This window comes from Hyphomonas sp., assembly GCF_965284475.1.
Classification (GTDB): Bacteria; Pseudomonadota; Alphaproteobacteria; order Caulobacterales; family Hyphomonadaceae; genus Hyphomonas.
Genome location: NZ_OZ260087.1, coordinates 1,217,096 through 1,239,102, shown reverse-complemented (window position 1 = coordinate 1,239,102; position 22,007 = coordinate 1,217,096). Strand labels below are relative to the sequence as shown.

Below are 22,007 nucleotides of genomic sequence, written 5' to 3'. Positions count from 1 at the left end.
ATGGGAAGTGATGGAGAGGTTCTGCTTTAGGCAAAGCTTCTCCATTGCTGACAAAACCAGCTCAAAAATTCGACATCCAACTTCAGCGCCGTCAAGGAAAAGAGTGCGCTGAGAGAAAAGGAATTTTTAGCGACGAGGCTGAAACGGCTCGTCGAGATTCAAGTGCCTCGCATGGGTTATACGGTCGACGGTGAAGTGGCGCGTTGGCTTGGTGCGCTGCCTGCCAGAGTGAAAGTCAGCGAGCGTAAAAACCTGATCGGAAAAATCGATCTGGTAGAGTTGTTCTTTGAACATGTAATCGCGCCAACCCGCCGCGTCGTAAATAGAGGTTGTCTTAATCGTATAGCCTTTTGCTTTCCAATCGATCACTTGCGGGATGATCAAGCCGGTCCGGTAGGGTTCCCACTTCTTGAGGAACTCACGATCACGCTCTTCGAACTCTACGCCGGGTGAATTGCACTGCTCAAGCAGAAAACAGATAAGCAGGTTTTTCTCTATTTCTGCCGAAAGCCTGGCGGTCTTAGTCGCGTGGATTTTAGCAATCGAGTCCCGGTCGTACTCCTTGAGGGGATCGTAATTCGCGTCAGGAATGTGGTTGAACGTGATCCCAATGTGCGAATGAGGATTGATTGAAGTCTTCTCAATGACGCCTACACCCGAAATGCGATCACGTTTTGAAATGCGCTCAGCGACGTATTCGGTGTTGAAGTAGGCTTTTTCAATCTTCAGAAAAGCTTCACCGGTGCTCCGCTTGATTGAAGCAATGGTTGTCTGACGGCCAGCGTCAGAGGGATTGCTCATCGAAGACCCGCGATTGGGTTGAATTGAGACTGCCAGATCCGGAGTGAAAGTTTCCCATGTTTTCCATGCGTCATGGAGGGTCTTGTTGTGAAAAGTGGTCAAAGTATTGGTCCATCACGCCAATAGCACATTGGCGCTTCTTGAAGGTTGAGTTTTGGGATAGCGAGTCCGGCGCACCAACATGTGGTGCCACTAATCCAGTGAGGCTATATTATACCACGTTCAGGATGTGATCGAAATAGGGTAGGTTTGCCTACCGCACTTATTATGATGATGTTTCGCTCATGTGCTGAGGCCATCCAGATGGCGGGAAGTAGAACAACGAGAATTGGACGATGAAAGACTGCGCTGTGAGGTCTTCGGAGACGCGCGCTTTGTTCTTTGCGCGCATTTCTCTATGCAGTACCCTAAACGCTCGTCAGAGAGCTTCCTGAGTCGATGCAGAGTCATTCTCGTTCGTATCTGGAGTCGCCTCTATCAGCGCTCACCAGAATGAACGCAAAATCGACCGGATGTCTGCGTTTGTACGTTAGCTAAATCGTCCGACTGATGTTGCCGTTGGAACGCACCGGCGTTTGTGATTGGCCAACCTGACTACAAGTCTTTGCCGAGAGGTATGTACCAACCTACAGCGTCCCATTCCTTCTTGGTCCAAGTTTTGATCTTGCCGTTCAACAACGCCGGAACAACGAGTCTAATTCTCTTGTAGAACGCTTGAGCACGCCTGGTGAAGCTGTGTGTGCCAGCATGCAGCCTTTCGCCGATATCCAGGGGAGGCGGTATCGAGTTGGACGTATGAAAGCGTCGGTCTCGCCTTTGCTTGAGGCAATAGTCCATCCAGAGCTGGTTGATGTCCTTGGATTTCATATGCAGTATTCTGGACGGATCCATTTTGTGTTTTGAACCGCTCGCCTGAGTGATTTCACGCCGGAGTTCTCGGTACCTTCTATCGATCGTAAGATGCTTATGGTCCTTGACGTAAATGATGCCATGAACGTGTAATCCATAAGGATCGGATTTGGTCCGCTCGAGATGAAACCAAAATCCGAATTCGTTTGAACCTAGATGGCGCCGGAGACGATCAGCCATCCGTTTTCTGAGGTGATCCACTAGAGGTCTGTCGCTGGTGCGAGCCTCAGCAATCAAGTCCTCACCGATCCAGAGAGTGAAAGCACGGAAGCGGTCGGTGTCTTGTCGCGCTGAAAGGAGAAGCAATACATGGCGAAAGCGATCCGAGAGATCTTCCCATCTGCGAGGTTTGTTCCGAGAGCGTTTGAGGAGCTCTGCCTTCAGGTTTGTGGGTGAAATCTTGCCGTCTAACTCAAGGTATTCCCGCATGAGATTTGGGAAATCTGTTCTGTACCAGTCTAATAATACTCGACGGTCAAACTCGGCGCCGTCATCCATCACCCCGGAGGATGATAAACTATCAATAAGAACAAGGCTCATGGTCTCAGAAGAGAGTGAGATACGCGGATTAGTCATGCGCAGTTTTTTACCAATTTCCGTGGTTTTGGATGGCTGCGCGTGCGCGAAAATCGATGTGCGCGATCTGCTGTTCGTTAACGGTCAATGGGACACATTCTGCTCGCTGTAGCTCAAGATAGGTTTCGCGAATTTCCGTTTTTGACAAATGAGAACGCAAACTTCGATCAGCATTCCGGTTCGCGCCGAGAGCTAACATGTGCTGATTTCATTACAAGCGCAGTGCGGTTCGAAAGTTCGGAAAAGTTCTGAATTCCAAGCGCGCCGCCAGCGGAATATTGTCACACTCACGTCACACAGACGTTCAAAATCAAGTAATTTTAGACGGATTTGACGGGATGCACGCCAGATGCTGAAAATCTCTAACAGATTGATTTAATGAGGAAATTCGCCGCTTCCCGATGGATCGGGCGGTTAGCTCAGTGGTAGAGCACTACGTTGACATCGTAGGGGTCACAAGTTCGAACCTTGTACCGCCCACCATTTCAAGCTGGTGCGCCTGCGGCGCACAATTTGATCGAGGATCAAATTGAAGCCTGAAATGCCCGAAACGCCAGCGTGGTCCCAGGCTGCAACCGATCACGTCGAATTCAGGCCATTTTCGCCTTGAAGAAATCCAGCGTGCGCGACCAGGCGAGTTCGGCTGCGTCTGCGTCGTAGCGCGGTGTCGTGTCATTGTGGAAGCCGTGGTTCACGCCCTCATAGATGAAGGCCTGGTAGTCAGCACCATTTGCCGTCAGCGCCGCCTCATAGGCAGGCCAGCCCGCGTTCACCCGCTCGTCGAGGCTGGCGAGATGGATCATCAGCGGCACGTCCACCTTCGCGGCGTCTTCCTCGCTCGGCCAGCCGCCATAGAAAGGCACCGCACCTGACAGCCAGGGCTGGTTCACTGCCATGAGGTTCGTGATCGCCCCGCCAAAGCAGAAGCCGACGCAGGCGACCTTGCCATTGCATTCAGGATGATCGCGCAGTGTCTCTGCTGCGGCCATGAAGTCCTGGAGCATCTCATCCCGGTCGCGCTGGGCCTGCATTTCGCGGCCGTCATCATCATTGCCCGGATAGCCGCCGAGCGGGTAAAGCGCGTCCGGGGCGAGCGCGATGTAGCCGGCAAGCGCCGTGCGCCGCGCGACATCCTTGATGTAGGGGTTGAGGCCGCGGTTTTCGTGCACGACAATCACGCCGGGCCGCTTGACGGAGCCTGACTTCAGCCGCACGAGATCGCCGGCCATGGCGCCGGCGCCGTTCGGGGAGTCATATTTGAAGGTCTCGACCTGAAGGCCTGTATCATCGGGAGAGGTCTGCAGCCCGTTCTCATAGTCAGGCATGACGCAGGCGGCGAGCGAGGCGACGGTCAGCCCGCCCACCGCATACTTGCCGAGGCCGGCGAAAAAGTCCCGGCGCGACATCGCCCCGTGGCAATAGGCATCATAAAGGTCGAACACGCCCTGTGGCACGGGCTGGTCATTCGGCAGTCGGGTCATGGCAGTCTCCTGTTCGGCAAACCGGGCCTGATGATAGGCCGCATTCACCCTCAGGAAACCCCTTTCAGGCCTGCCCGCCACCTATGTAGCCAAGCGTCGTGGCCCGGTGCACGGCTTGCGAGCGCCCCGATACACCGAGCTTGCGGCTGGAATTGGTAATGTGGAAACGCACCGTCGGCTGCGAGATCCCGATAATGGTCGCGATCTCATGGTCGGTCTTGCCGGCCGCCGCCCATTTCAGGCACTGGGTTTCCCGTCGCGTGAGCGTTACGGCAAGGTCGGTCGGGCTCGCGCCCCTGAAGTCATGATAGGTCGCCATCAGTTTCAACGTCAGGACATGAAGTTCCACCGCATGCGCCGCGAAAACGGCGCTGACGTCGAGCGATCGGTCAGGTGTTGCCCAGACGATAGCCCCGATCACGCCAGACGGCAGGTGACAGGGCGAGATGATCGCGCCCCCAATACGATAGGAATCGGTGTCCATCGTCTCTGCAAGGCCGTCCAGGGCCGCAATATGCCGCCAGCTGCCAACCCTGCCATTCTCGGCATAGAAGGGTTCGGCACACGTGCGCGCGCCTCGGACAAATCCTGACTTCAGCGCAAAGGCGCGGTCCTTCCAGTAGGCCAGCTCGGGGTCGATCCACCTGAACAGGGTTTCCGCGAGCGGCTGGCCGGACGAGTCCTGCATGGGTTCGGGGCTGCCAATGTCGGCGCTGGCTGCAATATAGGGCATGCCCATCGCTTCGCCCCGCGCCGCCACGGCGCACGCAAGGTCCATCAAACGCGTGGCGATGTCATTCTCCCTGCACACTGGATCAGACGGTTTCGTCAATTTGTTCAACCCTATCGAATCGAGCAGGTTGCATCCGTGTGCACGCTACTGCCAGTGTGTCGGAATGGCAGCACTGACAAGATTGCCGCATACGCCCGGAGGAGCCAGATGAATCTCGACCTTACACAGGCAGATAGTGATTTTCGCGACGAGGTGCGAGCGTTCCTCCACGACAACCTGACACCCGAACTGGCAAATGCCGGAAAGCTGACCACCAGTGTCTTCATCGAACCGCAGTTCAGCCTGCCCTGGCAGCGTATCCTGCATGCACGTGGCTGGGCGGCCCCGGCCTGGCCAGTGGAATATGGCGGCACCGGCTGGAGCGAGATGCAGCGCTATATCTTTGCGTCCGAATGCGCCCGCGCCGGGGCCCCCGGCCTGTCCCCCATGGGGCTCAGCATGGTGGGCCCGTGCATTATCGGGCATGGCACGCCGGAACAGAGGGCGCATTACCTGCCACGCATCCTCTCCGGCGAGGATTACTGGTGCCAGGGCTATTCCGAACCGAACGCCGGATCAGACCTTGCCAGTCTCGGCCTCAAGGCCGTTGCGGATGGCGATGCCTATGTGCTGAACGGTACCAAGATCTGGACCACACATGCGCATTTCGCGACCCGCATGTTCTGCCTCGTGCGCACCCGTTTCGACGGCAAGCCGCAGGAAGGCATCACGTTCCTGCTGCTCGACATGAACCTGCTGGGGATCAAGGTTGAGCCGATCATCACGCTGGCCGGGGAGCATGAGGTCAACCAGGTCTTCTTCGATGATGTTCGCGTGCCGCAGGCGGGCCGGCTCGGTGCCGAGAATGACGGCTGGACGGTGGCCAAATACCTGCTCGAATTCGAACGCGGTGGCGGTTCGTCGGCCGGTCTCGAAGCTGGGGTGGCACGTATCCGGGCTATGGCTGCCAGGGATGGCCTGCTGGCCGACGCAGGAGGCTTTGCGCGCGAGCTCGCGGCCGCCGAGATCGGACTGGAAGCGATCAAGATCACCGAACAGCGTGTGTCAGCGGCCCTTTCCAGCGGCGCCAATCCGGGGCCTGCTGCGTCCATGCTGAAGGTCCAGCGCACGGAAATGATGCAGCGCATCGACACGCTCGGCATCGAGGCGGGCGGGGCCTATGCGGGGGTCGACCAGATTGAGGCCCGCCAGCCTGGCAGCAATATCGCGCCAGTCGGCCCTACGGACCGGCTAACCCTGATGCCGCGCTACCTCAACAATCGCGCGGGCTCCATCTATGGCGGCTCGAACGAGGTCCAGCGCAATATCATGGCCAAGCTCGTGCTCGGCCTGTGAGCCCACCCTGTCACTTCCGATAGCTTGCCCCGGCAGGACCGATTTCTGAATGTCACCGCCATTGGACAGACCCCATCGAGAGGGTGCTGCCGGGAGGAGATATGTTAATGACCAAGACGCCACGAATCCGCCGATATGCCCTGCTGGGTGCGTCCCTGTTCGCGCTCACGTCCCAGATGCCATCTGTCGCGCAGGATACCGTCACCGAAGAAGCCGAACAGGCGCCAGGCGATAGCTCACTCAAGCTCGGGTCAATCGTGGTGACCGCCCAGCGCCGCGAAGAATCGGCACAGGACGTGCCCATGGCGATCCAGGCGTTCAGCGAAGACACGCTGAAGCAGCTCAGGATCGACAGCGTCGAGGACCTGCAGTCCGTCGTTCCCGGTTTTTCGGTGTCCCAGAGCTACCAGGGCGTGCCGACCTACACGCTGCGTGGCATTGGCTTCAACACGATCAACCTCTCGGCCACATCGACTGTCGGCACCTATGTTGACGAAGTTGCCTATCCCTATCCATTCATGAATTCCGGCCCGGTTTTCGACATCTCGCGCGTTGAGGTCCTCAAGGGCCCGCAGGGCACACTGTTCGGCCGCAATACGACGGCCGGCCTGATCAACATGGTCACCAACAAGCCATCCGACGAATTCGAAGCCCAGGTGACGGCCGATGTCGGCAATTACGACACCTGGAACCTTGAAGGCATGATCAACCTGCCACTCTCCGAGCGGGCCCAGGCGCGCTTTGCCATCCGCAGCGAGAACAGCGACAAGGGCTGGCAGAAATCAATCACCCGCGGCGAAGACCGCGGCACGAAGGAGAAGCTCGGCTACCGCGCTGCGCTTGCGCTCCAGCCAACCGACAATCTGGACATCAACCTCTCCTACAATGGCTGGATCAACAAATCCGATACAATCGGCGGGCAGGGCATCGGCCTGACGCCCAATACCGACCCGACCTTCACCGTGCCCGGCACGGCCGGTCCTGCGGCGGCATCGGGCTTCCTGGCACCGGGCCTGTTCGACTACCTCCAGAACAATGTTCCGACCAAGGCCTCCCAGGCTGACTGGGCGCCCTATTGGGATCGCTCGGCCGACATTGGCGCGGGCCAGGGCATTGATGGCCCGCACGAAGAGGATTCGAGCTTCAGCGCGATCCGTCTCGGCGTGAACTACACGTTTGACAATGACATGCGCCTCGTCTCGCTCACCGGCCTCAACAAGCTGGAGCGTGAATCGGTTCTCGACTGGTCGGGCGTGCCCTACCAGATCCTGCTGCAGGACGTGGATGGCGACATCGAATCCTTCAGCCAGGAGCTGCGCCTGGAAGGTGAAACCGGCCGGGTAAACTGGCTGGTCGGCGCCTATTACGGCAAGGACGAAACGACTGACGGCAACCGCACGCTGCTGCGCGACAATGCCAACTCGAACTTTGTCAGCACGGCAGCGTATCTTCTGACCGTGAACCCGGCTGCGCTCGGGTTCCCGCCGGAGATCGCCGGTCTTGTCTCCGCTGTGAACGTCGACCCGGAAACCGGCCTGCCCTATACGGCGGCAGAGCTGCTGAACTCGTTCCAGACCTATTATGATACGGGCGACTTCCAGTCGACGACGCAGAGCATATTCGCCAATGCTGACTGGGAAATCACACCGGAATTTTCGCTCACGACCGGCATTCGCTACACCAGGGACAGCCAGGAATATGTTGGCTGTTCAGGCGACGTGGACGGATCGATGCAGCCCAACGTCAACGTCTTCAACCGCGTGTTCTTCTCGGCGCTGTATGGCCTTGCCGTCCCGCCGGCTGCGCTTACCGAGAATGGCTGCAATACGTATGACCTTGCCACCAACTCCTTCGGCCCGGTCGAATCCGACACGGACGAGGACAATGTCAGCTGGCGGGTCGTCGGTAACTGGACGCCACGTGACAACATGTTGCTCTTCGCCTCGGTAACCCAGGGCTACAAGTCGGCTTCGACACCTGTGAACGCCGCGTCGAAATCCGAACAGAATGCCCCGGCCACGCAGGAAAGCCTGCTGGCCTACGAAACCGGCATCAAGGCGCAGTTCTTCAACCAGCGCCTCCAGACCAATGCGTCGCTGTTCTATTATGATTATGAGGACAAGCAGGTCGCGGCCTTCTTCCCGGACCCGATCTACCGTGCGCTCTCACGCCTGCAGAATGTTCCGAAGTCAGAGGCCTATGGCGCCGAAGCGGAACTGACCTGGCTGATCAGCGAAAACCTGACAGCCATGGGCGGCCTGACGCTGCTGCAGACCGAAATCAAGGAATTTGACACGTCGGATGCTTTCGGCCTGCCAACCAGCAATGCGGGTGACCCCTTCCTCTACAGCCCGGAAACATCAGCCAGTCTTGCGCTGCTCTATGATCGTCCGATGACGACCGAGCTTGGCCTGCGTGCCTCGCTATCCGGCCGCTGGCAGAGCGAGTCCACTGCGGGCAACCCGGACGACCCGCTCTATGACATCGACTCCTACGGCATCCTGAACGGCTCGATCGGCCTCTATTCGCTAAACAATAACTGGCAATTTTCAGTGTGGGGCCAAAACCTCACCGATGAATATTACTGGCAGCAGATAACATCGAACGCCAACGTCGTCCTGCGCTTCGCCGGGATGCCACGTACTTATGGTGCCTCCCTCACGTACCGGTTCTAGGGCCGGACAGCGTTTCCTCCCCTGGCATCGCGGCCACGATCCCTTCCGGATCGTGGCCGCTTTTTTTTAAAGTCACCGCGGCGCCTGGTCAGGTGTCCCACCAGGGATAGCCTTCGGGCATGTCGGCTGAGACTTTTCCTGGAAAGTGCGGTGCGCGTTTTTCGAGGAATGATGTGACGCCTTCCTTGACGTCGGGCGAGGATCCGAGAGTCAGCGCGAACTGTCCGTCGACCTCGAGCAGGTCAAACGGATGCGCCGCCGGCCCGAACCGCCAGAGTAATTGTCGCACCAGCGCGACCGAAACCGGCGCCGTGTTGCTCGCAATCTCTGCCACAATGCGCTTGGCAGCGGGCAGCAAGTCTTCCGGCGGATGGATTTCGCTGATCAGGCCGCCTGCGAGGGCCTCCTCTGCGTCGAACACGCGGCCGGTCATGCACCAGCGCAGCGCCTGCGGCAGGCCGACAAGCTGGGGCAGGAACCAGGCGCTTCCGGCCTCAGGCGGCAGGCCGCGCTGGGCAAACACGAAGCCGAATTTCGCTTTCTCCGACGCAATCTTTATATCGGTCGGCAGCGCCAGCGTCAGGCCGACGCCGACGGCGGCCCCGTTAAAGGCCGCGATCACGGGCTTGCGGCAATTATAGAGCGCGCCGATGAAGCCTGCGCCATCGCGTTTCTGCCCGGGTTCTGGCGTCCCGAAGTTTTTCGCGCCGGTGCCGCTCCTGGTATCGAATGCGGACGCCCCGTCGGAAATGTCCGCCCCTGCGCAGAAGTGGCGCCCGGCCCCGGTCAGGATGATGCCGCGCACATCGTCGTCGGCGTCACAGGCATTGATGGCATCGGCCAGTTCCCGGCCGAGCTGCGCGGTGAACGCGTTCAATTTTTCCGGACGGTTGAGGGCGATGATGGCCGCCGGGCCATCCTTATCCAGAAGGATCTGCTCGTAGGCCATCACATATCCTCCTTGCCCTATCGGGTCATCGCAGCGAGCCGGTCATTGATGATGTCATTCGCATCCGCCATTATGCGGTCGATCAGCTCCTTGACGCTCGGAATATCGTCGATCAGGCCCTGCACCATGCCCGCTGACCAGATGCCGCCATCCGCATCGCCCTCGGCCATGGCCTTGCGGCCGCGCGCACCGGCCACGAGATGGACGACGTCCTCGAACTTGGCGCCGCCCTTGCGCTCGATCTCGACCACTTCATCGCTGACTGCATTCTTCATTACACGGGCCGTATTGTGCAGTGTCCGGAATATGAGGTTCGTGTCACGCTCATTGTTTTCCATCATCTGCCGCTTGAAGCTCTCATGGATGGGTGCTTCCCTGGTCACGCAGAAGCGGGTACCCATGTTGATGCCGTCAGCACCCAGCGCGAGTGCGGCAACCAGGCCGCGGCCATCGGCAAAGCCGCCGGATGCCAGCATCGGGATCTTCACCTTGTTGGCCGCTGCCGGTATCAGGATGAGGCCGGGAATGTCATCCTCGCCAGGGTGGCCAGCGCATTCGAAACCGTCGATCGATATGGCGTCCACGCCCATGCGCTCAGCCGAAAGGGCATGGCGCACAGCGGTGCACTTGTGAATCACCTTGATGCCGTGCTGCTTGAAATGGTCAACATGCTCCTGCGGCTTGTAGCCGGCGGTCTCGACGATCTTGATGCCGCCCTCGATGATGGCCTGGCGGTATTCGGCATAGGGCGGGGGTGTAATCGCGGGCAGGATGGTCAGGTTCACGCCGAAGGGCTTGTCGGTCATGTCCTTCGTGCGCTGGATTTCCTTCGCAAGATCTTCCGGCGTCGGCTGTGTCAGCGCTGTCAGGAAGCCGAGTCCGCCCGCCTCGGCGACAGGCGCGACCATTTCGGCATAACCGACCCATTGCATGCCGCCCTGGACGATTGGGTGCTCGATACCGAACATCTCGGTGAAGCGTGTCTTGATGTGCATCTTGTTGTCTCCCTTTGCCGCATTGGGCGGTCTGTGTTGCGTGTCTCAGGTATCCCAGTGATCGGTGAAGCGGATGGTCTGTTTTTCCAGCCCGTCCCGCACGATCTCCATGCCGCCCGACTTGATCATCCATTCGAGCCGGTGGTCGCGATACTGGCGTTTGAACAGGCCGGATTCGACTGCTGCGCTGACCATCTGCATGCCGGCAATCGATGCGCGCGATTCCGCGTCGGTCTTGCTGACGCTGTCGCGTGCATTGGCGCGGCCGATCCAGGCGGCCAGCGGTGAGCCCTCAGCGGGCCTGAAGCCGAAGGCGTCGGCGGCATTCAGATAGGGAACGACGCTGAGGTCGCCTCGGCCAAACTCGTGCCCGCCGAACCAGTGATTGTCGCCCAGCTCGCCTTCCAGCCAGGCCATGAAGCCGGCAACCTGCCGCCCGGCATGTGTCTCGATTGTCTTGCGCAGGGCCTCGTCGCCGCGTTTGAAGAAATGCAGCTCGCCGAGACCCCATGTGATCGCTTCGAAATGCGTGTCCATCACGTCTTCGATCTGGCGCATGCGGGCGCGCTCTTCCGGCGCACTCGGCATCAGCGAGGGTTCTGGCCATTTATCGTCGATATATTCGAGGATCACCGTGGAATCGAAAAGCGCGACACCGTCATCGATCAGGGCAGGCACTTCACGGCGCGGGTTCGCATCGGCAAATTCGCCTTTCGTATGCCCGGCGCCAATGCCTTCCGGCATGCGCACGTCAAACTCGAGCCCCTTTTCCCTGAGTGCGATCTTCACCTTCTGGGCATAGGGTGACAGCGGATGTTCATAGAGGACGAGCATGCAGTTTATTGCTCCGTTATGTGATCAAAGCCCGAGCTGGGCCTTGGCAAGGATGTTGCGCTGGATTTCATTCGAGCCGGCATAGATCGAGCCTGCCCGGTCATTCAGGTATTTCGCAGAAACCGTCACGGCGCTCTCCGGGCCGACGAGCGCGGCGGAACCTGATGGCGCGTTGACGACTTCGCCACCGGGGTTCGTATGGTGTGGCTGGAACGGCCGGGCCCAGTTGCCGGCAATCTCGAGCGCGAGTTCAGTGAGGCGCTGGCTGAGTTCCGTGCCCTTGATCTTCATCATCGAGGCCTTGAGGCCCGGTGTGCCGCCACCTGACAGTTCCGACATCATCATCAGTTCGGCCGCTTCCAGCGCCGAGGCGTCCGCTTCCGCCTGAGACAGCCTGGCCAGCATGTCCGGCCCCGTGCCCGCCTCGGCCGCATTGCGGCGCAGTGACCCGACACGTGCCTTCAGGCGAGGACCATAGCTCGATCCGCCCCGCTCGAACTCGAGCAGGTATTTCGCGACCGTCCATCCCTCATTGACCTTGCCGATAACATTGGCCTTCGGTACACGCACATCATCGAAGAAGATCGCGTTCTGGATATGTTCGCCGGAGGTCATGATAATCGGGTCGACGCGCACGCCGGGCGTTGTCATGTCGATCAGCAGGAAGGTGATGCCCTGTTGCGGCTTGCCGCTGGCATCGGTGCGCACGAGGCAGAAACACATGTTCGCCTCATGCGCATGCGTCGTCCAGATCTTCGAGCCATTGCAGATGAAGGCGTCGCCATCATCCCTTGCCGACATGGTCAGCGAGGCGAGGTCAGACCCGGCATGCGGCTCGGAATAGCCCTGGCACCAGAAATCCTCGCCCGAAAGGATGCGTGGCAGGTAGTAATCCTTCTGCGCCTTGGTACCATGGCCGATCAGCGCCGGACCGCACATCGCTATGCCCATTGGCGAGAGGGGAGGCGCCCCCGCCCGCGCCATCTCGACGTCAAAGATATACCTCTGCGCCACGGTCCAGTCGCAGCCGCCATATTCCACCGGCCAGCCGGGCGCCGCCCAGCCCTGTTTCACGAGAATGGCCTGCCAGGCGAGCGCCGTCTCCTTGTCTGAATAGACGCTCGTCATGCGCGCCGCATAGGCGCGCAGCTCCGCCGTCAGTTCGCGGCCCAGGAACGCGCGAACCTCGTCACGAAAGGCTTCTTCTTCGGGAAGGAAATCCAGGTTCACTTTGCCGCTCCTCCGGGGATCAGTGCGCCAGTGAAGCGGCCCGTCCCTCTTGTATTGCGTGTCGCATACTTGCCTGTTTCTCAGGGCTCTTCCATAGAAATGTGGCAGGAAGTCCCAGCCTGACACAAGCCTGACCCGCGGGACTTGAGGGTAAAGGCAGACGTTCCGCAAGGGCACCCATGGCCTTCACGGTAGCAGCGCCCTTGGGACGCAGGTCGTACGCCGCCCCAAGATCAAGTCGCTCGCGCACGGCCACTGGCAGGATCGATACCGCCGCATTCACGACCGCGCTCTGCAGGCCCTTCGGCACGCCTCTGGCGGCGCGGCCTGACTTCATGATGTCCAGGAATTCACGATTGATCGGGTGCGGTTCGAATCGCGGCATCAGCTTAGCCAGCATTGCGTGGAAATCGGCCTCGCTGCACAACGGGCTTTGCACGCCATAGAGACGGGCTACCGCTTCGCCCTCCTCATAGAAGCGGGTCTTGTCGGCATCGGAGACCGGCGCCACAAACTGGTCATAGGCTGTCAGGAAGCCATAGGTCGCCGTCGCGCTGACCCAGTCCAGCAGCTCCACATCCATGGCCGAATAAGCCTCGCCCGAAGGCGTTTCACCGTGTACCTGCCGGTGCATGTTTGTGACGCCCTGGATCACCCGGCGTGCGGCGCTCTGTGGACCGTAGACGCCGACCATGGCCGCCATGCCGGTGCGGCGCGAGCGGCCGACGGGGTCTGTCTTGAACGTGGAATGATCCCAGACGCCGGAGCGGATGCGCGCGTCGGCAAATTCCAGCAGGACAGCGGCAATACCGCCCACGCCCAGGGCAACCGGGTTCTTGAACACGCGCCACGAGACCGAGTCCGGCCCCGCATAGGCCGACTCGCCTGCAGGCTGCAGGAAATCCACTTTCCATCCGAGATATGTTTTCATGCCCAGCATACTAACCTGTCCCTCACCTGTCCGGTACCTCTTCAATCTAACAGGGGGAAGGGGACGCCACCAAGCGGCGCGTGCGGGCCGTTTTCCCGTTGGTTCCCTGGTGCTCCGCCGCTAAGCTGTGCGGGCAAGCCTGGGAATCAACTGCATGAGCCGCGACGTGACCACTCATCAAGGCACTGGCATTGCCGCACTGGCCGAACGCCTTGCCGATCTACGGTCCGGCGCTGCGGCTCGCATTGTCGGCCTCACTGGCTCTGTCGCGGCCGGCAAGACGACACTGGCCCGCAATGTGGCTGATGCGCTAAGCCCCCCGCTCAGCGTCGAGACCGTCTCGACCGATGGCTTCCTCTTCCCGAACGCCGTTCTGGAACCGCAGGGCCTGCTCATGCGCAAGGGCTTCCCGGAAACCTATGACCGCGACGGCTTCGAGAGCGCGCTCCTTCAGGTCCGGCAGGGTGCGGCCGCTTTCCCGGCCCACAGCCACGAGACATATGACATTGACCCCGCCCTGACGCGCACCGTCCAGCTGCCGGACCTGCTCATCCTCGAAGGCCTCGGCTTCCAGCCGCCCACCCGGCCCGAGCGCCCGGCCGGCGAGCCGGACGTGCTGGTCTATCTCAATGCCTCAGAAGCCGATCTTGAATACTGGTATGTCGAACGCTTCGTCGGATTCTGGAATGCTGCGCGAACCGACCCATCCTCATTCTATGCCCAGTGGCTTCACATGAGCGAGCCTGAGCTGCGCGCCTTCGCCAAGACGGTCTGGGACGGGGTCAACCTGCCCAACCTGCGCGACCATATCCAGCCGCTTCGCGACAAGGCGCATATTGTGGTCCGCAAGGATTCCGCGCACGCCATCTCCATGATGGAGGACAGGACGGCCTGAAAGGGCCGGCCGCGCGACTGCAAGGCGTGGTCAGGCAGCGATGAAAAGCGAAATGGCCAAATGAAAGCGCCCCGACACGTTTTAACGCGTGCCGGGGCGCATGATCAGGGGAAGGAGGAAGTCCCCTAATACTTGTAGCGGACACCAAACAGGAATTCGCGGCCCGTGTGGTGGTAAACGTTCACCAGATCAGCCGTGTCGAAGATCTGCTGTTCGAATTCATCGGTCAGATTGATCGCTTCAAACGTCACGTCGATACTGTCGGTGAGCTTGTAGGATGATGCGAAGTCCAAGTTCGTGGTCGCATCATAGCCGCGCTCGTCGCGGCCGGCTGCGTTCGGAGCGTTCGTCTGGTAGGCGTCACGGTAAGCTGCCGAGATGCGGGCCGAAAGACGATCATCCTCATAATAGAGCGTCGCATTGTAGGCATTCGGCGAGAAGCCCAGGATTTCGTCGGAGTCAACATAGGTATAGTTGCCCTGGAAACCGAAATTGTCGAACGGCGCTGGCAGGAATGTGAAGGGCTGCTGGTAGGCCAGTTCAAATCCTTGCAGGCTCGCGCTTCCGCCATTCGAGACCTGGGCGATTTCGACCAGTGGATCGCCACCGGCCTGGATCAGGTTGAATAGCGGGCTTGATGCGGGCGGCAGCGATGCCGGCAGGCCGGTCTGGCTGAAGGGCACTTCCGTGGTGGTCGAACGCGTGAAGAAACTGTCGACATCCTTGTGGAAAACGCTGAGTGCCAGGAGGCCCTCTTCCGAGAAGTACCATTCGAACGATGCGTCATAGGCTTTCGCGCGGAAGGGATCGAGCCCCGGATTGCCGGAATTGTAGCGGAATGGCGGGCCGTTAAAGCTGTCCAGCGCACCGCCGGGTGTGAGGTTGCCCAGGGAAGGGCGCGCCATGACTTTGGCTGCACCCAGACGAATGTAGAAATCTTCCGTCATTTCGAATGTCAGGTTGAGCGAAGGCAACGTATCCTCGTAGCTGCGGTCCACGGTTACCGTGGTGCCGCTGACACTGCCGGTGGATGTGACGGTCGTTTCGACATAGCGAACACCGGCATTGCCGCGAACCGGAATGGTGCCAAGCTGTGTCTCGAAATCGAGCTGGGCAAAGCCGCCCAGGTCTTCTTCCTTGACGCTGCGGGTATTGCCGGCCTGAACGGCGCCAGGAATACCGTAGACGCCGATCAGCGCAGCGGCTGCAGCGACATTCGGGGATATCCAGCTGGTGTCGATGCCGCTCGCGCCAAGTCCGCTTCCGAATCCCATGACAGGAGACAGAATGTCTGCGGTAATCGGCAGGCCGGTCGCGCCGACGGGGCAGGTCACGCCTGGAAGACCACATACGGACGAACCAAAGGTCGATTCGCGGCGCGCCTCTGTCGTGCTGAATTCGAACTGCTTGAAGCTGACACCGCCTGACAGTGTCAGCGTGTCATTCAGGTCGTATTCCAGCGTGCCGGCAACCGTATCGAAGGAGTTCGAGACCGATTGCGGGCGATCACGAAATTCGGTGAACGCAAACTGGCTCGGATCCGTCACATCAAGCGAACCGAAATCGATGGCCGGTGTTTGCGAGCCCTGGCTGAAATCGTAGGTGTACCCCGTTACTTCGCCAATCGCGTCAAAGAAGATGGTTGTCTGAACCGGATTGTCGAACTCGGATTCCACGGTTCCAACGAGAAAATTGCCGCGCAGGCTGTCCGTGAACTCATGATCGACATTCAGCGTGACCTGCGTGAAATCCGTTGTCAGTTCGTCAAAACGCGCCTCGGAACGGATCGGATGCGTCCCGTTTGCATTCGGGCTGATCGTGAACGTGCCCGATTCCAGCGTATTATTGCTGGTATTGATGACCGGGTTGGTGACATCAATGCTGCCTTCCTGGCTGCGGAAGAAGACTTCGAGATACTCTTCCTGACGCGTGCCGTCGAACTGCGAGTAAAGTCCGTCAAGCGAAACGGTTGTGCGGTCCGTCGGACGGAACTGGATGGACCCTGTCAGGCCCAGGCGCTCCTGTTCGTGCGTCAGGCGGCCATAGCGCGGAATGCGCGGGTGATAGACGAGCGAGTTCGTATCGATTGACGCGCAGTCCGGTCCGGCCGGGCAGGCAGCGCCATTGACAGAGCGGAAGTTGCCATCCTGCCAGCGCACGGTCGAGAAGCCTTCCTCCAGTATCGTCCGGTCGGAATAGGCCGCTGACAGGAGCGCGCCAAAGTTGCCTTCCGGATTCTGGTAGGAAAGCAGTCCGGCGAGGCGGGGACTGGTCTCTTCAGACAGGTCGTTGTAGCCCATTTGAGCCGAACCGGCTGCCGTGAGGCCGGAATCATAGTCGAAAGGCTGCGCGGTCAGCAGGTCGACGGTTGCGCCGAGCGATCCTTCTTCCTGTGCAGCGGATGTCGTTTTCGACACGCGGATCTCGTTGAACAGATCCGATGCGAATGTGTTGAAGTCGAAGCCGCGGCCGCGGTTCGAGCCACCGGACGAATCCGATGCGCCAGTGGTTGCGAGCGCTTCCATGCCGTTGATGCGAATGCGCGTGAAGTCGGCTCCCAGTCCGCGGACGGTGATCTGGCGGCCTTCGCCGCCGACGCGGTCGATCGACACGCCGGAGATACGCTGAAGCGATTCAGCAAGGTTCAGGTCCGGGAAGGCGGCGATGTCTTCCGCGACGATGGCGTCAACAACACCAGAGGCGTTGCGCTTTACGTCGAGGGCTTCAGCAAGCGAGTTTCGGAAACCGGTTACCACGACACTATCGAGAACCCGGTCGTCATCGGCATTGGCCGCTGGGTTGTCTTGTGATTCCTGCGCGATGGCCGAAAAGCCACCTGATACGAGGGCTATGAGCGATACGCCCGCACAGATTCCGAATTTTGTCTGACGATTCATTGATTTTCTCCCTATCGATGTCCAGCGCTCTTATGACACCGGTGTCAGTTCTCGGGACATCCCAAGTCAGGAAAAATTTCAAGCGTGTTAAAATAACTACATTCAGGGTGTCATATAAAAATCACACCTGATTACATGGAATGGGAGCGGGCCAGGTGATTGCCGCCTGCTGACTGCCCGGCTGCTGTCCCATGGACGATTGCTCAACATCCAATGTCAGATGTGGGGCAAGAAATCCTGCTCAAGCGGGGCCACACGGCGCGATGACTGTTTGCTGAAGAGCCCTGCCGGCATGCCATGCAACCGGACCCACACAATTTCCATCTCGCGCATGATTGATTGCGCAATATAACGTTTATAAACATTGTGTTACGTGTATTCGCATGCGCTCCGTGTGCGCCGCCGAAATGTCGGTAGCCCTACTAAGTCGTGATTTCCTGTCTCGTCGCTAAGTGGGGCGAATGTTGAAAAGGCCTCATCGCGGATGAAGACGATCTGTCTTGCATTGACCTTAGCGTCTTTAACTGGGCCGGTAGGTGACCGCTAGCGCCGCGTCAGTTGATTTGATGCCAGATGTCCCCATCGGGGAAGGTGGCCTTCGCGCAATCGAGCCGGTTCCTGGCCTTTTAATGCGACGCGATGATGATCTCATTGAGTGGGCAGATGGCAGGAAGGGCCCTGACCCAGCTCAAATGCCCAAAGATCAAGCATGTCAGACGCGTCCGATCCGTCGGATGCGGACGATTGTCACCAATTGCCACAATATCTTGGCAGTTTAACTTCTCTGGTATTTGCCGCTTCAGTTCAGAATGATCGATGTGTGCATTCGAATGCAAATATCTATTCGGCGCCGGGACGCCCGGTTGAATCAAAGTGCAAAATCATTCTATGGTCAAAGTATCATAGAGGCCGCTTGCCGGAAGCGTGCGTTTACCTGAACCTTAGGCACAGGCTTTGAGAACACGAATGCACGCCAAGTTTCAGCGTTTTTCTTATGCGGGCGGAGTTTTTGTCTCTTCCATCATGAGCATGTTTGCGCAGGACTCTTAGCGGCGAAACAAAAGGCGGTCGCTTCGGTGATCGAAACAGATTTATGAATCGCAATATCATAATTACCTGCGCCGTTACCGGCTCGGGAGATACGGCAGATCGCTCGCCCCATGTCCCTGTGACACCAAAAGAGATTGCCCATGCGTCTATCGAGGCTGCAAAGGCTGGTGCTGCCGTTGCGCATATTCATGTGCGCGACCCTGGCACAGGAGCGCCAAGCCGGGATGTCTCGCTCTATCGTGAAGTCGTTGATCGCATCAGGGATGCTGAAACGGATGTTGTCATCAATCTGACAACTGGCATGGGTGGCGACCTTTATCTTGGTCCCGACGAAGACCCGCTGGTTTTTGAAAGTGAGACAGATCTGGTCGGGCAGATTGAGCGCATGGAGCATGTTGAAGCGCTCTTGCCGGAAATCTGCTCGCTGGATTGCGGTTCATTCAATTATCCGGGTGGAAATTATGTCTATGTGTCGACTCCGGACATGCTGCGTCTTGGTGCGAAACGCCTCCAAAAGGTTGGCGTGAAGCCAGAGCTTGAAGTGTTCGACCTTGGCCACATCTGGTTTGCCAAGCAAATGCAAAAAGAAGGACTACTGGATTCCCCGCCACTCTTTCAGGTCTGTATGGGCGTGCGGTGGGCGGCTGAAGCGACACCGCGCAATTTCATGACCATGGTCGATAACCTTCCCGAAGGTGCAAATTGGGCGGGCTTCGGGCTGGGTGTGGACGAAATGCCAATGGTGGCGCAGGCGGCGCTGCTGGGCGGCCATGTCCGCGTCGGCCTAGAAGACAATCTTTACCTGCAGAAGGGGCAGCTTGCCTCAAATCCGCAACTGGTCGAGCGAGCACGCTCAATCGTCGAGAAAATGGGCGCAACGATCCAGTCGCCGTCTGAAGCGCGCAAGACGCTGAACCTGAAGAAGCAGTCGCAGCCTGCACTGGTAAGAAAATCGGCATGATCTCAGTTTATAAAGGCGTTGCGCATCCTTGGCTTTGTGATGTGATGGGGCACATGACGACGCGCCACTATGTGGCAATGTTTGATGACGCCTCCTACCATTTCCTGAGTGAAGTGTTCGGCTGGGCGCCCGGAACGGCGGGTGGGCCCGGATGGGCAGATGTGAAACACACAATCGCATACAAAGACGAGGTGGCTGCGGGCGACCTTTTGGAAGTGCGCGGATCACTGGCGAAAATTGGCGGGAAGTCGATCACGGTAGACTATGAACTGCACAATCTCACGAAGGGGGTAATCGCTGCTGCTCTGGAGAGCATCTCGGTGTATTTTGATCTTACAACGCGCCAGGCTATCAATATCCCAGACGCGTTGCGCGCACGCGCGCAAGCCTTCCTGCCGACTGGCGAGGCCGGTTAGTCTTTCTTGAAAGCGGTAAGCGTCGAGGGAGAATAAGACGGTCCCAATTACTGGACTGCGCAAACACGGTATTCGACACCCGCCCGGGTCTCACGTCCCTCACCGATCGCGAGGGTTTCATTCAACCAGGCGTACCGTGCGTGGCTCGTCTCGAACTGGATTTGTGCGAGAAAAAGCGTGTCGCCAAACTCGCAATCGTGACCGGAAGCGAGCCGGGCTGTGACGCCGTCGCTGAATTTGTAGAGGCCCGTGTAACTTACATGAATCAGGGCCTCATCGTCGGTCTTGAAAGTCTTGCGTACGTCGAGCCGGGCAAGGCCGCCAGATCCACGGTTCAACCAGTCTCCGCCACCCGGTAGGATGCGACCGCGCAAGCGTTCGCCCTCGAAGCTGCCCTCGCCGATAATGTAGGTAATCCGATGCCCGAACGGGGTCTCCCCGATGGATTGAACGGCTGATAGCGTATTCCGAAATGTGAGAAGGGGCACGAGTTGCACGGACAGCCTATATTTCGATGATGATATTGCCCATCTCACTCGTCGCTTCGACAAGTTCATGCGCTCGCGCGGTTTCTTTGAGCGGCACACGTTTCGCAATGGCATGAGATATCTTGCCGCTTGCGAGCGCGGCATTGACGCCCTCGACGGTTTGCTTTCGGGCAGCTTCGCTGAGAAGGTAGACGAGATACATCTTGAGGGTGACGTTCTTGAACATCAGATCATAGAATGGAATGGCTGGATTGGGGGCCGCCATGGAGCCATAGGTCGCAATAACGGCGCCGGCTTTCAGGACCGGGGCGATCTCGGCCAGATTGCCACCAAATTCGACTTCGATGACACGGTCCACGCCTGCGCCATGCGTCAGGTCCAAAACCTTCTCGTGGACAGACTCCGTTTTGTAATTGATCACATGATCTGCGCCAGCGGTCTTGGCGTGGGCAGCTTTTGTGTCGCCGCTTACCGTCGTTATGACTTGCGCGCCGCCATATTTGGCGAACTGGATCGCATAGTGGCCGACAGCGCCTGCGCCACCAGTGACCAGGATTGTCTGACCTTCGACAGTTCCGTCGGAAAACACGCCATGATAGGCGGTGCTCGCCGGAATGCCGAGGCAGGCGCCCGCATCAAAGCCTGTATTATCGGGCAGGGGGACTGCCTGTGCGCTTGGAATAGCCACTAGCTCAGAGCACGTTCCAAAGGCACGGCGCCAGGCCGCATTCCAGATCCAGACACGCTCGCCGTTCCGGGACGTGTCAACACCTTCGCCCACGGCCTCGATTGTTCCTGCCCCGTCCGAGTGAGGTATGACGCGTGGAAAGGGGATGGGGCCCCGCAATCCGGCGCGGGATTTGACATCTGAGGGGTTCACGCCCGATGTCTTGACCCTGACGAGGACCTCTCCCGGACCGGCCACAGGCTGTGGCAAGTCTCCGAATCCCAAGACATCCTGAGCGGCGCCCGTCGCTTCATACCAGACAGCTTTCATCGTCATTTCCTCGTATTCAAAGTTGCGCGAGCGATTCCGTGTGGCCATCCACGCCGATCGCCTGGCCGGAAATCTTGGCACCAAGGTCTGACACGAGGAACAAGGCCATCGCGGCAACGTCTCCAGGGCTGACAAATGTCCTGAGAGAACTTTGTCTTTGATAATCTTCTCGCACCTTGGCGGCAGACACGCCGCGATTGGCCGCTTCGCGCTCGATTACGCCGTCAATCCTCGGGCCTTCGACACTACAGGGGCAGAGTGCGTTAACCCGGATGCCGTGCGGTCCAAGTTCCATGGCAAGGGTCTTTGTCAGGCCAATCAGTGCCCATTTGGCGGCTGTATAAGGAGAACGCAGTGGGTAGCCGAACAGGGCAGCGTTGGAGGCCATCATGACAATCGAGCCACCACCGGATGCTTTCAGCATGGGAATTGCGTACTTGGTGCAATAGAATTGGGCGTTGAGGTCAACATCGATCGTGCGGCGCCAGTCTTCAATGGAGACCTCCTCGCAAAGTGCAGTAGGGCCTGCAATACCCGCATTGTTCACGAGAATATCCATTCCGCCCATCGTCCGCTCTGAAGCCTCGAAAAAAGATTGGACAGCGGATGGATCGGCGACGTCAACTTCAAATCCGTGAAGCTTGTTATGGCTTCCATTGAGCGCCGCAACTGCGGTGCCATCCTGGTCACAAATGCAGACAGTGGCACCTTGTTCGAGAAAGCAGCGTGCCATCGAAAGGCCTATGCCATTGGCACCGGCTGTGATGACAATGCGCTTGTTTTGAAGGAGAGAG

The 22,007-nt window shown here is 58.9% G+C and carries 18 protein-coding genes and 1 tRNA gene; 6 read left to right on the top strand and 13 right to left on the bottom strand.

The genetic code is table 11. The features are described 5' to 3' along the window. Positions 1 to 126: 126 nt before the first annotated feature. Together ACQ66M_RS05775 and ACQ66M_RS05770 are read right to left on the bottom strand one after the other, a co-directional pair. On the bottom strand, positions 127 to 801 hold the full coding sequence (locus tag ACQ66M_RS05775) for a hypothetical protein (protein WP_430402491.1): 675 nt from the start codon (positions 799 to 801) through the stop codon (positions 127 to 129). Between the two features lie 594 nt (positions 802 to 1,395). Beyond that, the gene (locus ACQ66M_RS05770; protein ID WP_430402489.1) at positions 1,396 to 2,250 is read right to left on the bottom strand and encodes a hypothetical protein; all 855 of its coding nucleotides are present in this window, start codon (positions 2,248 to 2,250) and stop codon (positions 1,396 to 1,398) included. Positions 2,251 to 2,694: 444 nt separating this feature from the next. Here ACQ66M_RS05770 and ACQ66M_RS05765 point away from each other — a divergent pair. Continuing rightward, positions 2,695 to 2,769: transfer RNA gene (locus ACQ66M_RS05765), tRNA-Val, on the top strand. A 107-nt stretch (positions 2,770 to 2,876) separates the two neighbouring features. On the opposite strand, the gene ACQ66M_RS05760 is transcribed toward ACQ66M_RS05765, so the two are convergent. Both ACQ66M_RS05760 and ACQ66M_RS05755 read right to left on the bottom strand, forming a co-directional pair. Next, positions 2,877 to 3,767, bottom strand: coding sequence for a dienelactone hydrolase family protein (locus tag ACQ66M_RS05760; protein ID WP_430402487.1), 891 nt, complete (start codon positions 3,765 to 3,767; stop codon positions 2,877 to 2,879). 64 nt (positions 3,768 to 3,831) lie between these two features. Beyond that, positions 3,832 to 4,545, bottom strand: coding sequence for a helix-turn-helix transcriptional regulator (locus ACQ66M_RS05755; RefSeq protein ID WP_430405126.1), 714 nt, complete (start codon positions 4,543 to 4,545; stop codon positions 3,832 to 3,834). A gap of 162 nt (positions 4,546 to 4,707) precedes the next feature. On the opposite strand from ACQ66M_RS05755, the gene ACQ66M_RS05750 reads away from it, so the two are divergent. Together ACQ66M_RS05750 and ACQ66M_RS05745 are read left to right on the top strand one after the other, a co-directional pair. Continuing rightward, positions 4,708 to 5,895: an acyl-CoA dehydrogenase family protein gene (locus ACQ66M_RS05750; RefSeq protein ID WP_430402485.1), complete on the top strand. Its 1,188-nt coding sequence runs from the start codon at positions 4,708 to 4,710 to the stop codon at positions 5,893 to 5,895. Between the two features lie 107 nt (positions 5,896 to 6,002). Further along, positions 6,003 to 8,570, top strand: coding sequence for a TonB-dependent receptor (locus ACQ66M_RS05745; RefSeq protein ID WP_430402483.1), 2,568 nt, complete (start codon positions 6,003 to 6,005; stop codon positions 8,568 to 8,570). 88 nt (positions 8,571 to 8,658) lie between these two features. Here the strand turns inward: ACQ66M_RS05745 and ACQ66M_RS05740 are convergent, their stop codons facing one another. Genes ACQ66M_RS05740 through ACQ66M_RS05720 form a run of 5 tightly spaced genes read right to left on the bottom strand, consistent with a single transcriptional unit; the run spans position 8,659 to position 13,518 of the window. Beyond that, complete coding sequence (locus ACQ66M_RS05740) at positions 8,659 to 9,519, bottom strand: enoyl-CoA hydratase-related protein (RefSeq protein WP_430402481.1); 861 nt, start codon at positions 9,517 to 9,519, stop codon at positions 8,659 to 8,661. Between the two features lie 17 nt (positions 9,520 to 9,536). Then, on the bottom strand, positions 9,537 to 10,514 hold the full coding sequence (locus ACQ66M_RS05735) for an NAD(P)H-dependent flavin oxidoreductase (protein ID WP_350172639.1): 978 nt from the start codon (positions 10,512 to 10,514) through the stop codon (positions 9,537 to 9,539). A 45-nt stretch (positions 10,515 to 10,559) separates the two neighbouring features. Continuing rightward, on the bottom strand, positions 10,560 to 11,348 hold the full coding sequence (locus ACQ66M_RS05730; RefSeq protein ID WP_430402479.1) for a glutathione S-transferase family protein: 789 nt from the start codon (positions 11,346 to 11,348) through the stop codon (positions 10,560 to 10,562). A 24-nt stretch (positions 11,349 to 11,372) separates the two neighbouring features. Then, entirely contained in the window at positions 11,373 to 12,578 is a 1,206-nt protein-coding gene (locus tag ACQ66M_RS05725) for an acyl-CoA dehydrogenase family protein (RefSeq protein ID WP_430402477.1), read from the bottom strand. A 19-nt stretch (positions 12,579 to 12,597) separates the two neighbouring features. After that, positions 12,598 to 13,518: an oxygenase MpaB family protein gene (locus ACQ66M_RS05720; protein ID WP_430402475.1), complete on the bottom strand. Its 921-nt coding sequence runs from the start codon at positions 13,516 to 13,518 to the stop codon at positions 12,598 to 12,600. Positions 13,519 to 13,663: 145 nt separating this feature from the next. Here ACQ66M_RS05720 and ACQ66M_RS05715 point away from each other — a divergent pair, with 145 nt between their 5' ends. Next, entirely contained in the window at positions 13,664 to 14,404 is a 741-nt protein-coding gene (locus tag ACQ66M_RS05715) for a hypothetical protein (protein ID WP_430402473.1), read from the top strand. A gap of 125 nt (positions 14,405 to 14,529) precedes the next feature. On the opposite strand, the gene ACQ66M_RS05710 is transcribed toward ACQ66M_RS05715, so the two are convergent. After that, positions 14,530 to 17,301: a TonB-dependent receptor gene (locus ACQ66M_RS05710; protein WP_430402471.1), complete on the bottom strand. Its 2,772-nt coding sequence runs from the start codon at positions 17,299 to 17,301 to the stop codon at positions 14,530 to 14,532. A 1,093-nt stretch (positions 17,302 to 18,394) separates the two neighbouring features. Between ACQ66M_RS05710 and ACQ66M_RS05705 the strand changes: the two genes are divergently transcribed. After that, the gene (locus ACQ66M_RS05705) at positions 18,395 to 19,312 is read left to right on the top strand and encodes a 3-keto-5-aminohexanoate cleavage protein (protein WP_430402469.1); all 918 of its coding nucleotides are present in this window, start codon (positions 18,395 to 18,397) and stop codon (positions 19,310 to 19,312) included. After that, on the top strand, positions 19,309 to 19,728 hold the full coding sequence (locus tag ACQ66M_RS05700) for an acyl-CoA thioesterase (RefSeq protein ID WP_430402467.1): 420 nt from the start codon (positions 19,309 to 19,311) through the stop codon (positions 19,726 to 19,728). Before ACQ66M_RS05705 ends, ACQ66M_RS05700 begins: the two co-directional genes overlap by 4 nt. 47 nt (positions 19,729 to 19,775) lie before the next feature. Here the strand turns inward: ACQ66M_RS05700 and ACQ66M_RS05695 are convergent, their stop codons facing one another. From ACQ66M_RS05695 to ACQ66M_RS05685, 3 genes are read right to left on the bottom strand one after another with little or no spacing between them, the layout of a single operon-like run. Beyond that, the gene (locus tag ACQ66M_RS05695) at positions 19,776 to 20,225 is read right to left on the bottom strand and encodes a DUF3237 domain-containing protein (RefSeq protein ID WP_430402465.1); all 450 of its coding nucleotides are present in this window, start codon (positions 20,223 to 20,225) and stop codon (positions 19,776 to 19,778) included. 7 nt (positions 20,226 to 20,232) lie between these two features. Then, a complete protein-coding gene (locus ACQ66M_RS05690; RefSeq protein WP_430405124.1) occupies positions 20,233 to 21,213 on the bottom strand; it encodes an NADPH:quinone reductase in 981 nt (326 codons plus the stop codon). A 16-nt stretch (positions 21,214 to 21,229) separates the two neighbouring features. Continuing rightward, positions 21,230 to 21,946, bottom strand: a complete 717-nt coding sequence (locus ACQ66M_RS05685; protein ID WP_430402463.1) for an SDR family oxidoreductase — start codon at positions 21,944 to 21,946, stop codon at positions 21,230 to 21,232. Positions 21,947 to 22,007 lie beyond the last annotated feature (61 nt).